This is a genomic window from Exiguobacterium sp. HSB13, from assembly GCF_056764755.1.
On sequence record NZ_JBUZOM010000001.1, the window covers coordinates 1,717,000 to 1,730,458 of the forward strand.

Below are 13,459 nucleotides of genomic sequence, written 5' to 3' on the forward strand. Positions count from 1 at the left end.
GCTGAAAGCGTTTCCAGATAAATAGAAATCAGCACCAGAAAATGATTGCTCTCTCTTTAGTATGTCATATATAATAAATGTGTCATACTAAATACAGTGAGCCAAAACCAACGTAGGGGAAAGGTGGGGTCAGGATGCCGATGACGGTCCTGAATATCGAAGAACTACTCAAGAAAGAGCATGTGTTCAAACAACTATCTGTTGCTGAACTTGTCGAACATGCGATTCGAAACGAAGAAGGTGTCCTTGCTGAGAACGGCGCATTATCTGTAGAAACGGGGAAATTTACAGGTCGTTCACCAAAAGATAAGTTCATCGTCCGTGATTCTTCCTGCGAGTCTCACATTGATTGGGGTCACGTTAACCAACCAATGGATGGAGACAAATTTGAACAATTGTTGCAAAAGGTTCTTCGTTACATGAACGAAGCCGATCAGCTCTACTACACAGAAGCTGCTGCTGGAGCAGATACGCACTTCACCCTTCCGGTCCGTGTGCTCACACAATACGCTTGGCATAACCTGTTTGCCAAACAACTTTTTTTACGCGAGTATCCTGAAGTGGCTGCCTTCGAACCGTTCACGGTCGTCTATGCGCCGCATTTCAAAGCAGATCCTGCCGTTGACGGAACGAACTCCGAGACGTTCATCGCGATGTCGTTCGAACACCGGATCGTCTTGATCGGTGGAACGGAATACGCGGGAGAAATCAAAAAATCAATCTTTTCCGTCATGAACTATCTCTTGCCACAAGAAAATGTCCTTTCGATGCACTGCTCGGCAAACGTCGGACACGAAGGCGACGTCGCCTTGTTCTTCGGTCTATCCGGTACTGGTAAGACCACCCTATCAGCAGACGATAGCCGTCAATTGATTGGTGACGACGAACATGGTTGGTCGCACGACGGTGTCTTTAACATCGAAGGTGGATGTTATGCAAAGACCGTTAACTTATCGCGTGAAAAAGAACCGCAAATCTTTGACGCGATCCGTTTCGGAACCGTCCTTGAAAACGTCATGCTCGACGAAGCCCGTCATCCTGATTACGATGACACATCATTGACGGAAAATACGCGTGCTGCTTATCCGATCACAGCGATTGATAACATCGCTGTTCCGTCACGTGCTGGTCATCCGAAGACGATCGTCTTCTTGACGGCTGATGCGTACGGTGTTTTGCCTCCGATCAGTAAATTGACGAAAGAACAAGCGATGTATCACTTCCTATCAGGATATACATCAAAACTCGCGGGAACAGAACGCGGTGTCACGGAACCGGAAGCAACGTTCTCGACATGCTTTGGTTCACCGTTCCTTCCACTAATGCCTGAAAAATATGCGACGATGCTTGGCGAATTGATTGATCGTCATGGTGTCACTGTTTATCTCGTCAACACAGGTTGGACAGGCGGTGCTTACGGTACAGGTAGCCGCATGAAGCTATCCTATACACGGACGATGGTCAACGCTGCCGTCAACGGTACACTTGCAACGATTCCAACAGAAGAACACCCGATTTTCGGACTTCACATGCCACTGGAAGTTCCAGGTGTTCCAAGCGAGTTACTCAACCCGGTACGCGTCTGGTCGAATCCGGACGAATACGACACACAAGCGCGTTCGCTTGCTGAGAAATTCCAACACAATTTCCTTCGCTTCGAAAGTGCGACGGATGCAATCAAGTCAGCTGGTCCACGCCTATAAAAAAAGAGCCCTCGGGCTCTTTTTTTTATAGGATAGAATCCGTTCTTTCTTGAAGATGTGTTTCTTTTTGTTTAAGCCATTCCTGACTTTCTGCTAGTAGCGCATAGGCTCGTGGAAGTGAGACACCTAAACGTTGACTGAGCAGTTCGAACTGATCAAAATCACCGCGATCTGCACTGATCGCAAGCACTAAACAATCCCGGAATGGATGATCTTTTCCTTGTAGGACAACCTTCAAGGAATCTTCGATTGGTAATTGACCAATGATGTCGTCGATATCCACAGACAATAACGCATCAATGTGTGACAGCAATCCGATCATGTAGGCACTCTCTGACTTCAACGTGCGTGTTTCTTTTGCAAATAGCTCGCAAAGCTTAGCACAATGTAAAGAAGACCGGAGTAACTCATTTGACCATTCGTAAGGACTAGCAAGCTTCATCTCACGCAAGACGATTAACGAAATCCAGCTTTTGAGTTGCGAGAAGCCAAGTAGTGAAATGGCTTGACGAACAGAGCTGACTGTATTTCGTAATCCCATTCCTGGAGAATTGATCAGTTGCAGTACTTGAATGCTGATATACGGATTTGCTTCAATCTCATCAATGACTTCATCGTATTTTTCATCCGTATCGAGCCATTTTAGCATCTTCAGCAATACCGGCAATTGAGGAGGGACAGCTTTTCCCTTCATCAACATTGGCTTAGCGTAAAAATAGCCTTGAAACCAGTCATATCCCATGTCAAGACAACGTGTATGATCCTCGTGTGTCTCGACTCGTTCGGCAAGCATCTTAATATGGGGATAATTACGCCGGACAATATGCAAGATCGCACTTTGCTCACGAGGAGAAATCGCCTCGATGTCGATTTTAATTAAATCAATTAGTGCGAATAATTCTGTTCCATGTTGACGAAGTAAATCGGTCACAAAATCATCGAGTGCTAGTGTAAAACCTGCTTCTTTCCAACTGTGCAACACAGATAACATCTCTGTATCGATATCAACAGTTTCTAAAATTTCGATAACGAACCGACTTGGATCTAAATAGTGAATCAGATCACTTTTTAAGAGATCCGCTGTAAAGTTAACGAAAAGTTTTTTACCTTCAGCAACGTGCTCCACACCCATATGAACGAGTGTATTCGTTAAAACATCCATTGTCGCTAGATCACCGTCGAATACATTCATTTGTTTGACGGAACGATACAGCAACTCGAATGCATCAACTGCTCCGATTCGGTCAACGATGGGTTGACGTGCTAGTAAGATATCCATCGTCCTCCATCCCCCTCTACATTACTCGTATGGTTCTAATTATATCAAAATTTATTTTTCAGGAAGTTTATTGTTTTTTACAACGAATCAATATTCTTTTTTTCCCATTATGTATGTAAGTTCAATTCTTCAGATGACAAAAAAACCGATACGACATTCATCGTACCGGCTACATCATCGATTATAGATACCAGTCTCAAACCAATTCAACACATTCCGCGTCACACGCAACTTGTCATGAATCGGAAATTGATGGGCATAGGCATAAGTTTGAAGCGTCGTCTGCTCAGGATGACGTGCAGCATAAGCGGTTGCGTGTCGTAAACGAACGTTCTCATCGTATGCACCGTGAATCAATAATACTTCACCTTGAGGTGCGACATGGAGCGGCGAGCGAACCGCATATTCATCAGGAACCGTGTCTGGTGTACCTCCCGTGTAGCGACGAAGCATCTTTTGCATCGTCTTCTGCTCTTCATAGGTCCATTTCAACTCGGTCACCCCTGCCCAGGACACCGTTCGGGCGACTGGACGGTGATGCGCAAGGAGCAACGCCATCTGTCCACCACGTGAAAATCCAAATGCGTGAACATGTGAGACACGTTGCTGCAACCAGTCAAAGGCACTGCAGGCGTCTTCGATATCGTGATGTCCAAAGTCTTCTTTGCCCGTACCGCCTAGATTCCCTCGATAGAAAGGTGCCATGACAAAAAAGCCTGCCTGTGCGAACGCGAGCAGTCGAGTCGGTCGGACCATTCCGATCGAACGCGTTCCACCACGCAAGTAGAGAATCCCCTGACCGTTCGCAACTTGCGGGAGTACGATATAGGCACCGACCCGTTCTCCGTCCGCTGTGGTATAAAACATCCGAAACGTCCGAAACGGACCTTGCCGCGGAAGTTCAAACCAATCGGCGTTCGCTAAGTACACGGAGTGTCTCCGGAAGGACACGGTCCTTCATCATAAAGCTGTATTGTCGATTCGTATCGAGACGATCAGGGAGTTCCTCGAATAGAAAAGCACCATCTGTTTCATCCACGGCAAGATGAGACGACAATGATCCGATTTGCGCGAAATAGATGTTTTTGATGATCGTATCACCTTTTCCAGCAACACGATACTGTCCGACATATGAGAGAGAATCGATTTCCCCACCCGTCTCTTCCATCACTTCGCGACGTGCAGCTTCTTCTGCCGTTTCCCCTGGTTCAACCTTTCCACCAGGAAATTCATACCCCCGCTGCTTATGATGGGTCAGCAACCATTTTCCTTCGTACACGGCAATGACCCACACGTGCAAGGGACGATCCGAGAACGGATGGTCATCAAAACTTAACTCCACTTGATTTTGATAATAATCCAAGAATGTAATCACGTACGTGCACCTCATTTCTTCTTCTAACTTCACTTTACCTGTTTCACGGGTATTCTAAAAGTGAAAACGCTAGGATTACCTGTAAATCTGGAAAATGATAGCCTACTATCATCCGGTAAAAGCAAAAAAACAGCCGATGTTCCACTAGGGAACGATCGACTGTCATTTCACATTACTTCAAACGTGCTTCGAGTTCTGCTTTTTCTGCTTCGAATCCTGGTTTACCAAGAAGAGCGAACATGTTTTTCTTGTACGCTTCAACGCCTGGCTGATCAAATGGATTCACTCCGAGGAGGTAACCACTCATCGCACAAGCTTTTTCGAAGAAGTAGAACAGGAATCCGAGGTGATACGGTGTCATCTCTGGAAGTTCGACTGTCAAGTTCGGTACTTGTCCGTCCGTGTGCGCAAGCAACGTACCTTCTGCTGCTTTATCGTTGACGAATTGAATCGACTTCCCTGCAAGGAAGTTCAATCCATCGAGATCCTGAGCGTCTTCTTCAACCGTCAACGCATGACGCGCTTGACCGACTTTGATGACTGTCTCGAACAGGTCACGACGACCTTCTTGGACGTATTGTCCCATCGAGTGAAGATCCGTCGAGAAGTCGACCGCTGCTGGGAAGATCCCTTTGAAGTCTTTTCCTTCTGACTCGCCGTATAATTGTTTCCACCACTCTGATACATAATGAAGTGCTGGTTCGTAGTTGACGAGAAGCTCGATCGTCTTTCCTTTCGCATAAAGCGCATTTCGGACGACCGCGTATTGATACGCTTCGTTGTCAGCTAGGTTTTCGCTCGCATAGCGCTCTTGCGCGTCACGGGCACCTTGCATCAACTCTTCGATTGAAATACCAGCTGCTGCGATTGGTAATAGACCGACCGGTGTCAAAACAGAGAAACGACCGCCGACATCATCCGGAATGACGAAAGTTTCGTATCCTTCAGAGTCTGCGAGTGTTTTTAATGCACCACGTGCTTTATCCGTCGTTGCATAAATCCGGTGTTTTGCTTCTGCTTTACCGTATTTTTCTTCCATGAACGATTTCAAAAGACGGAACGAAATTGCTGGTTCTGTCGTCGTACCCGATTTCGAGATGATGTTGACCGATACATCTTTTCCTTCGAGGACTTCGAATAAATCGTGCAGATACGTCGATGAGATATTATGACCTGCATAGATGATTTGTGGTGCTTTGCGATCTTCTTTTGATAACAAGTTATGGAATGAGTGTCCGAGCATCTCGATTGCAGCACGCGCACCGAGATACGAACCGCCGATTCCGACGACTAACAACACATCAGAATCCGACTTGATTTTTTCTGCAGACGCTTGGATGCGTGCAAACTCCGCTTGATCGTAGTTCGTCGGAAGATCTACCCATCCTAAGAAATCACTTCCTGCGCCTGTTCCTTCATGAATCGCATGGTGAAGCGTCTTTACCGTCTCCGCCATATGATCTACTTCATGTTGACCTACAAATTGTAGGGCCTTCGAATAATCAAAACGTACTGTTGACATGCCATCGTCCTCCTTATTCATTCGCAACGAAATGCGACCTTCCTTTTCATTAAAACGCAAGAAGGAAGGTCGTTCAAGTCTTTTGTGAAATGATTAGCAAATGTTACAGATTGTTATAGGGCAGCTGTCACGATTTGACGAACATCTTCGTTTCCAAGTGATTTGAAGTTTCCGAAGTCGCCGCGTGTCATCGCTGACTTGACGATTGAGTCAACTGTATCTTCTTTGATGTCGTAATCAGCAAGACGGTTTGGTGCACCGAGTGATGTCCAGAAAGCGCTGATTGCGTCGATTGTCGCGTGTGCTGCTTCCATCTCTGATTTACCTTCCGTATCAACGTTAAAGACGTTCTCACCGAGTGTCACGAAGCGATGTGCATTTGATTCGTCAAGCACGTGGCGCATCCAGTTCGGGAAGAGGATTGCGAGTCCACCTGCGTGCGGGATATCGTGAACAGCTGAGACAGCGTGCTCGATGTTGTGTGATGCCCAGTCTCCGCGTGCTCCCATTTGAAGAACACCGTTAAGAGCCATCGTACCAGCGAAGAGAATCGTACCACGAAGCTCAACGTTCTCGAGATCGTTGACGAGTTTTGGTGCTGCTTCGACAACTGCTTTCATGACACCTTCTGTCATCCGTTCTTGGACCGGTGCATGCGCAGGGTGGAAGTATTGCTCGAGGCAGTGACTCATCATATCGACGATACCGTAGATTGTTTGATCTTTTGGCACACTGACTGTGTACTTCGGATCAAGGATTGAGAACGTTGGGAACGTAAGCGGGCTGCCCCAACCGTATTTCTCTTGTGTCTTCCAGTTCGTGATGACGGATCCTGAGTTCATCTCAGAACCTGTTGCTGCAAGCGTCAAGACTGTTCCGAATGGGATGACTGTTTCTGGTGTTGCTTTGCCGATGACGAGATCCCACGCTTCGCCTTCATAAGGAATACCAGCAGCAATCAATTTCGTGCAGTCGATGACAGAACCGCCACCGAGTGCAAGCAATGCGTCCACGCCTGCTTCACGTGCGATCTTAATGCCGCGTTCCGCAGTTTCGATACGTGGGTTTGGTTCGACACCGTCGCATTCGACGTACTCGATTCCTGCCGCATTGAGTTCACGTGTGACATCGTCATAGACACCGTTACGTTTAATACTGCCGCCACCAAAGACGAGCATGACTTTCTTTGCACCGAGTGCTTCGAGTTGTGGTTTCAGTTGGCTGACTTGACCGTCACCAAAAATAAGTTTCGTAGGATTGCGATATTCAAAGTTTTCCATCTGTGTTGCCTCCTCAATAAGTAATGAACACCTTACATTATCCACACATTCCCCTTTCGCATCTAATTTAATGCTTATTCTATGTAAAAATCGCATAAAAAAAGAGAACCGACCGATGTCGATTCTCTCATGTGGCTTATTTTTGGAAGTTTGATTTTTCAATCCATTCTTCCAATTTACCTTTAAGAACGTTGAATCCAGGTGCTTCTTCTTGTTTGAAAGCAGGACCTGCATCGCGACGTCCAGCGTTTTTGCGTGGACCTTTCGCGCGTGCTTCACGTTTTGGAGCTTCCTGAGTTGCTTTGATCGAAAGCTTCATTTTTTTGTTAGCTTCGTCGATGTCGAGAACTTTAACAGTTACTTCATCGCCAACTTTTACGTAATCGTTGATGTCTTTTACGTAATCGTGTGAGATTTCTGAGATGTGGACGAGACCTTGTGTTTGCTCGTCAAGTGCTACGAAAGCACCGAAGTTTTGAATACCAGTTACTTTACCAGTAACGACTTGGTCTTTTTCAAAGTTTGCCATAATGTATACACTCCCTAACTAAATTCATCAACTTATAATAACACACTTTTCTTGTATCGTAAAAAATATTTTTGGAATTTGTTTATTTTTTATTTCACAAGGGAACATTTTAGTAGCAAGACTTCAAGTATTCCCCCTGATTCTGCCGAACTTTCCGAGTTCGGCCCTTTTTTTGTTCTTTTACTCAATTGACCTAAGTGACAAAGAAAAGTAATGCTTGAAACGATAAAGACAAAAGACAGATAAGACTATCAAAAAAACGGACAGTCTCGGTCTGCTCGTTTTCCGCGGATAAGCCATCATGCCGCTTCAGATGCGTCGCATCTTCGAGGGTCATGATGACTTGTTTTTCCGCAGGAGTCGAGCAGAACCTCACCTGTCCTAGCGTAAAGGAAATATAGAGTAGAAGCAATCATCAATTATCTATTTATTACTTACAGATCGTCGAATCCATTCGCATCCGTTACTTTTGCATACGAACGTGATTTTTGTTCGAAGAAGTCCGATTTCGTCGCATTCATCGAATCATCCGAATACGCACGAATCCATGGCATGACGTCTTCGTCGTGCCCTTCATAAAGATCCGATAAACCAATGACGCGAAGACGTTTGTTCGCGAGATATTTGACGTAGTCACGCATTTCGCTGACGTCAAGTCCATCTAAATCACGCAAGACATATTCGCTCCACTCGATTTCAAGATCAACGGCACGCTTGAACGTATCATAGACGAATTGTGTGAATGAGCCATCGGCATCAATTTCCGGATGCTCTGACAAGACAGCACGTAACAATTGGCTGATGAAGTACGAGTGTTGTAATTCATCCCGTTGAATGTAGCTGATCATCGTCGATGTTCCGACCATCTTTTGGTGACGCGCTAAGTTATAGAAGAAAGCAAAGCCTGAATAGAAGTTGATTCCTTCAAGAACGATCGAAGCAACGAGCGATTTCGCGAAGTTTTCTGGAGTCCGGTCATTTTGGAAATCTTCGTATAAATCAAGAATGAATGCATTACGCTTCATGACCATGTCATCGTCTTTCGCGATATCGAAAATCCGGTTTTGTTCAGCCAATGGAACTAAGCTGGATAAGACGTAGCTGTACGATTGATTATGAACGACTTCCTGTTGCGCGATGATGGCGAGAATCGCATGAACAGATGAATCCGATGTGAACATTGCCGATTCCAAGATATAACGTGTCTGAACCGAGTCAAGGATCGAGAGTAGCCCGATGATTCGTTTGAAGGCATCCTGTTCCCGTTCGCTCAGTTGATTCCACTGTTGCATGTCCTTCGACATTGAGATCTCATCTGGAATCCAGAAGTTCGATAACAATTGTTTGTAAATCGAATAAAACTGTGGATACGCAATGTCGTTCCAGTTGACGATGGCACTCGTTTCGCCACCGATGATCGCTGTCGCGCGATTTGGATGACGTGCATCAAGCAGTTTGATTTTTTGTAGCTGTTCCATGTGCTTCGACTCCTTCTTGCTGTAATTGAAGAATGGTCCGTTTCGTCCATTCCTTGACGAGATGCGGGCGATTGCGTGGTGACTGTTCGATTTTCAACAGTTCTCCAGCAAGCGGTACCCCGAATTTTGAGAGATGATAAGCCATCTCATCAACGGCGCGACAATACTTGACGAACATCTTGTCCCCTGTTCCAAAAACAGCTGCCTGCGGAATCGCATGCGAACTCTCCTTCAGAACGGTTCTAAGACAGTCGCGCATATCGTCGGGCAGTTGCCCATCTCCCCACGTATACGAACCAAAATAGACGATATCATAAGGCATTAACTGATACGTCGTCACTTCGTCCGCAAACAACATCGTCGGCTCGATTCCCATCTCAGAACACGTCTTCGCGACGAGTTCTGCCACCTCCTCTGTGTTTCCACTCAATGACGCATATACGATTGCTGCCTTCATGATATCGTCCTCCTTATCTTATGATGAACACGATTCACATTCGTCGATCTCAACCGTCGTCGAACGCGTGTAGTAGATCGTCTTCATCCCGAGTTGCCACGCTTCCATGTGCATCTCGAGTAACTCTTTCGCCTTGACGTTGTTTTTCACATACAGATTGAAACTGATCGCTTGGTCGATGTGACGCTGACGTGAAGCATTTTGACGAATGCTCCATAACTGATCGATCTCAAACGCTGATTTATAGAACCAGTTCGTTTCCGGTGTTAAATCCGGAACAGTGACTGGGATCTTATAGTTTTTCTTCTCTTCCGAGTAGACTTTTTTGTAGATTGGATCAATCGATGCCGTACTACCCGCAATGATCGCCGTCGATGAGTTCGGTGCGACCGCCATCAAGTATGCGTTACGCATTCCGTACGCCGTGATGTCGGCTTGGAGACGATCCCAATCAAGTTCATCCGTCGTTTTGTAGTGGCGACGTTTGATGTACTCTCCTGTTTGCCATTCTGAACCTTCGAAGAGACGGTACGCGCCCTTCTCTTTCGCAAGTTGCATCGACGCATCGATCGTCAAGTAAGCAATCTTCTCGTAGAGACGGTCTGCGTATTGTACCGCTTCGACCGATTCCCAACGGATGCCTTCGAGTGCGAGCAGATGGTGCCAACCGAACGTGCCAAGACCAACGGCACGGTATTTTTGATTCGTCAATTGTGCTTGCGGAACATCGATCGTATTCAAGTCGATGACGTTATCAAGCATCCGCATTTGAATCGGAATTAATCGCTCTAGGACGTCAGAACGAACTGCACGTGCAAGTGCGATCGATGACAAGTTACAGACGACGAAGTCCCCTGGTGTCTTCGTGACGATGATTTTACCGTCTTCCGTGTATTCTTCTGTCACGGTCGTCGGGCTCATGTTCTGCATGATTTCCGAGCAAAGGTTTGATGAATAGATCATGCCTGCATGTTTATTCGGGTTCGCACGGTTAACGGCGTCACGGAAGAACATGTATGGCGTTCCTGTCTCAAGTTGCGAACGCATGTAACGTTTGACGAGATCGATTGCCGGAACTGTTTTTTTGCTGAGGCGTGGCTCGTTGACACATGCTTCGTATCGTTCCGTGAAGCTGCCACCTTGTTCCGTCTCATCGAAGTAATCTTCGAGGCTGAAGCCCATGACCGTCCGAATTTCATGTGGGTCAAACAAATGCCAGTCTTCTCGTGCTTCGACGGCACGCATGAAACGGTCCGGTAAGTTAACACCTGTGAATAAGTCATGTGTCCGAAGTCGCTCATCCCCATTGTTGAGCTTCGCGTCCAGGAACTCGAGAATGTCTTTATGCCAGATGTCGAGATACACAGCGATTGATCCTTGACGCATACCGAGCTGGTCGACGCTGACTGCCGTGTTGTTCAACTGTTTCATCCACGGGATGACACCGCTTGAGACACCTTTGAATCCTTTGATGTCTGATCCGCGTGAGCGAATCTTACCCATGTAGACGCCGATTCCGCCGCCACCTTTAGAAAGTGTCGCCACGTCCGTGTTCGAGTCGTAGATGCCACGTAGCGAATCATCGACTGTATCGATGAAACATGAAGAAAGTTGACCGTAAGACTTACCAGCGTTCGAAAGCGTCGGAGTCGCAACTGTCATGTAGAGGTTCGACAATGCCCAGTAAGATTCTTTGACGAGTTCTAAACGACGTTCCTTCGGTTCGTTCTGCATCAGTGTCATCGCGATGACCATGAACCGTTCTTGTGGTAGCTCGTACAGGTTTTTGACGTGATCGCGTGCGAGGTACCGGTCTGCCAGAGTTCGAAGACCAATGTATGTGAACAAGTGGTCGCGGGACGGATCGATCGTTGCCGACAGTTCGTTGATGTCTTCCTTCGAATACGCATCTAGTAAATGTTTCGTGAAGATGCCGATTTCTGTCAGTTTTTCAATCAGCGTATACAGCGAACCATATCGTTCTTCCGCTGCATATCCGCGATTTTCACCTGCTTCAAGGTATAACCGATTTAAGTAAGTCGCTGTCGCTACGAATGTCCAGTTCGGCTCTTCTGCCTTCAACATATCGAGTGCGTGCATTGTTAACAGTTCATAGACTTGATCGGCTTGTAGGGATTTTCCTTCAAGCGCTCGGATGGCACGTTCAGTATAGCGGTCGATATCAAGTTCCGAATACGTTTCCGTTGCTTGTCTAATCACGACATATACGTCTTCTATTGTCATTGCACCCTTAAAGATGCGTGCTGTATTCAGTGGAGATGCCACTATGAACCACTCCCATTCTCTATCGTTAAACAGGTTCGCATTACACGATGAAATACGCTAAACTAAAAAAAGACGTCCTACATATAGAAAGGACTCTACAAGTATCACTCTATATATAGACGTTTTAGCCGTTTTTAAACCTGTTAATGTACAAGATATAGGTTATCACTGAAATTCAAAAAAATAACCCCTTGCTTTGAAATTCAGGTCAAACAATTTGAAAAAGGCATCATGACGCCTTTTGAGATATATTGAGATAGCGAGTAAAATGCATTATAAGGTCAAGTGAACCGTTAAAATAAAGATGGTCCATTTCTCCTACTAGAAGAAAAATATTCTCTTCGAATTTTCTGATATACTGAACGTATCGATCTTCCGTCTATCAGGAAGAAGGATTCAATCCATCTATCACGAAAAGACGGCATATACGTATGTACGTTGAAAGGAGCTTACCTCATGCAAGTCGATTACACACCAAATCCGAATTCCGTCAAAATTACGCTCGAAGAACAGCGCTTCGGTGCTAAAAGTACGAGTGTCAAAAAAGAAGATACACCTGAAGATGCGTTGCTCGCATCATTGATCGCCCTCGATGGCATCGACAATCTGTTCGCTTACGGCGACTTCGTGACGGTTACGAAAGAACCAGAAGCAGAATGGAACGAACTGCTACCACGTATTGAAGCAAACATGTAAAAAACAAGAAGACACCTGTTCCTGGACAGGTGTCTTTGTTCAAGGAGCGATCACTGATGCCAACCGTATCCATCATCATTCCGACGTACAATCGTCCTCGTGAATTAGCAGAAGCGCTAGAAGCGTTGACACGTCAACACTATCAAGACTTCGAAGTCATCGTCTTAAACAATAATGGAGACGATGTCTCAGCAGTGACGACTGCATATCAGGACCGTCTTCAACTGACCTATGTCGAGTTACCTGAAAACCATCATGTTCGTGCTCGAAATCATGGTGTCACGCTCGCTTCCGGTCGGTATATCTTACTTCATGATGACGATGACCTCTTATTACCGAGTCACCTCGAAGAAGCGGTCGGCGATCTCGAAGCTGGTGCCGATCTCACCTATACAGACGCGGAACTCTTTACGTATCGCTGGGAAGAGGATCACCGGATTGCAATCGATTCTGAGCCATTCGCGTATCCGTACGATTCAGAGACGATTCGAGAAGACTCGACGTATATTCCGTCCGGGTCACTCTACCGTAAATCGCTCCACGACCAACTCGGTCCGTTTGACGAGGACGTCTTCAACTACTGGGACTGGGATTGGATCTTACGCGTCGGCAAGGATCATTTAATACTGCACCCGGCGCGCGCGACCGTCTTATATGCTTTCAATCCGGCGGGTAATCATGAATCCGCGCGTCAGGATGCGGCGCGACGCGTCTTTTTTGAACGCCTCGTTGAAAAACACCAACTTCCGACAACTGAAATGAAGAACTTTCATATCGTCCAGGCTGAGCGACGCGCACGATTGCGCCAGACCCGCCGTACCTTCAATGGTCAATTGACAGAAAGTGAGTGATTC

At 46.3% G+C, this 13,459-nt stretch carries 12 protein-coding genes; 3 read left to right on the top strand and 9 right to left on the bottom strand.

Translation table 11 applies throughout. From position 1 onward, the window contains the following. Nucleotides 1-134 precede the first annotated feature (134 nt). Nucleotides 135-1,703 carry a phosphoenolpyruvate carboxykinase (ATP) gene (gene pckA / locus ACZGCQ_RS09120; RefSeq protein ID WP_481266070.1) on the top strand — a complete coding sequence of 523 codons (1,569 nt, stop codon included), beginning with the start codon at nt 135-137 and terminating at the stop codon, nt 1,701-1,703. Nucleotides 1,704-1,728: 25 nt separating this feature from the next. Here pckA and ACZGCQ_RS09125 read toward each other — a convergent pair whose 3' ends face one another. The 9 genes from ACZGCQ_RS09125 to ACZGCQ_RS09165 all read right to left on the bottom strand — a co-directional run bounded on the left by ACZGCQ_RS09125 (nt 1,729) and on the right by ACZGCQ_RS09165 (nt 11,909). After that, nucleotides 1,729-2,982, bottom strand: a complete 1,254-nt coding sequence (locus tag ACZGCQ_RS09125; RefSeq protein WP_481266071.1) for an EAL and HDOD domain-containing protein — start codon at nt 2,980-2,982, stop codon at nt 1,729-1,731. Nucleotides 2,983-3,156: 174 nt separating this feature from the next. Then, nucleotides 3,157-3,912, bottom strand: coding sequence for an alpha/beta hydrolase family protein (locus ACZGCQ_RS09130; RefSeq protein ID WP_481266072.1), 756 nt, complete (start codon nt 3,910-3,912; stop codon nt 3,157-3,159). Next, entirely contained in the window at nt 3,884-4,357 is a 474-nt protein-coding gene (ytkD, locus tag ACZGCQ_RS09135; RefSeq protein ID WP_149427744.1) for an RNA deprotection pyrophosphohydrolase, read from the bottom strand. The genes ACZGCQ_RS09130 and ytkD overlap by 29 nt, the downstream gene beginning before the upstream one ends. A gap of 172 nt (nt 4,358-4,529) precedes the next feature. Beyond that, a complete protein-coding gene (locus ACZGCQ_RS09140) occupies nt 4,530-5,879 on the bottom strand; it encodes a glucose-6-phosphate isomerase (RefSeq protein WP_047393465.1) in 1,350 nt (449 codons plus the stop codon). Between the two features lie 113 nt (nt 5,880-5,992). After that, nucleotides 5,993-7,159, bottom strand: coding sequence for an iron-containing alcohol dehydrogenase (locus ACZGCQ_RS09145; RefSeq protein ID WP_410501699.1), 1,167 nt, complete (start codon nt 7,157-7,159; stop codon nt 5,993-5,995). A 136-nt stretch (nt 7,160-7,295) separates the two neighbouring features. Beyond that, a complete protein-coding gene (gene yugI, locus ACZGCQ_RS09150) occupies nt 7,296-7,688 on the bottom strand; it encodes a S1 domain-containing post-transcriptional regulator GSP13 (protein ID WP_012371159.1) in 393 nt (130 codons plus the stop codon). Between the two features lie 434 nt (nt 7,689-8,122). Then, nucleotides 8,123-9,166 (bottom strand): ribonucleotide-diphosphate reductase subunit beta, encoded by a 1,044-nt coding sequence (locus tag ACZGCQ_RS09155; RefSeq protein ID WP_035406099.1) that lies wholly within the window; start codon nt 9,164-9,166, stop codon nt 8,123-8,125. Next, on the bottom strand, nt 9,135-9,623 hold the full coding sequence (locus tag ACZGCQ_RS09160; RefSeq protein ID WP_023469116.1) for a flavodoxin domain-containing protein: 489 nt from the start codon (nt 9,621-9,623) through the stop codon (nt 9,135-9,137). The genes ACZGCQ_RS09155 and ACZGCQ_RS09160 overlap by 32 nt, the downstream gene beginning before the upstream one ends. Before the next feature lie 18 nt (nt 9,624-9,641). After that, nucleotides 9,642-11,909 (bottom strand): ribonucleoside-diphosphate reductase subunit alpha, encoded by a 2,268-nt coding sequence (locus ACZGCQ_RS09165; protein ID WP_481266073.1) that lies wholly within the window; start codon nt 11,907-11,909, stop codon nt 9,642-9,644. Nucleotides 11,910-12,365: 456 nt separating this feature from the next. Between ACZGCQ_RS09165 and ACZGCQ_RS09170 the strand changes: the two genes are divergently transcribed. Both ACZGCQ_RS09170 and ACZGCQ_RS09175 read left to right on the top strand, forming a co-directional pair. Continuing rightward, nucleotides 12,366-12,605: a NifU N-terminal domain-containing protein gene (locus ACZGCQ_RS09170; RefSeq protein WP_023469118.1), complete on the top strand. Its 240-nt coding sequence runs from the start codon at nt 12,366-12,368 to the stop codon at nt 12,603-12,605. A 56-nt stretch (nt 12,606-12,661) separates the two neighbouring features. Further along, entirely contained in the window at nt 12,662-13,456 is a 795-nt protein-coding gene (locus tag ACZGCQ_RS09175; RefSeq protein ID WP_481266074.1) for a glycosyltransferase family 2 protein, read from the top strand. Nucleotides 13,457-13,459 lie beyond the last annotated feature (3 nt).

Excerpts from the sequence above, each read along its gene's own strand:
- pckA (WP_481266070.1), top strand. The coding sequence starts at position 135 with ATGCCGATGACGGTCCTGAATATCGAAGAACTACTCAAGAAAGAGCAT.
- ACZGCQ_RS09125 (WP_481266071.1), bottom strand. The coding sequence starts at position 2,982 with ATGGATATCTTACTAGCACGTCAACCCATCGTTGACCGAATCGGAGCA.
- ACZGCQ_RS09140 (WP_047393465.1), bottom strand. The coding sequence starts at position 5,879 with ATGTCAACAGTACGTTTTGATTATTCGAAGGCCCTACAATTTGTAGGT.
- ACZGCQ_RS09145 (WP_410501699.1), bottom strand. The coding sequence starts at position 7,159 with ATGGAAAACTTTGAATATCGCAATCCTACGAAACTTATTTTTGGTGAC.
- yugI (WP_012371159.1), bottom strand. The coding sequence starts at position 7,688 with ATGGCAAACTTTGAAAAAGACCAAGTCGTTACTGGTAAAGTAACTGGT.
- ACZGCQ_RS09155 (WP_035406099.1), bottom strand. The coding sequence starts at position 9,166 with ATGGAACAGCTACAAAAAATCAAACTGCTTGATGCACGTCATCCAAAT.
- ACZGCQ_RS09160 (WP_023469116.1), bottom strand. The coding sequence starts at position 9,623 with ATGAAGGCAGCAATCGTATATGCGTCATTGAGTGGAAACACAGAGGAG.
- ACZGCQ_RS09170 (WP_023469118.1), top strand. The coding sequence starts at position 12,366 with ATGCAAGTCGATTACACACCAAATCCGAATTCCGTCAAAATTACGCTC.
- ACZGCQ_RS09175 (WP_481266074.1), top strand. The coding sequence starts at position 12,662 with ATGCCAACCGTATCCATCATCATTCCGACGTACAATCGTCCTCGTGAA.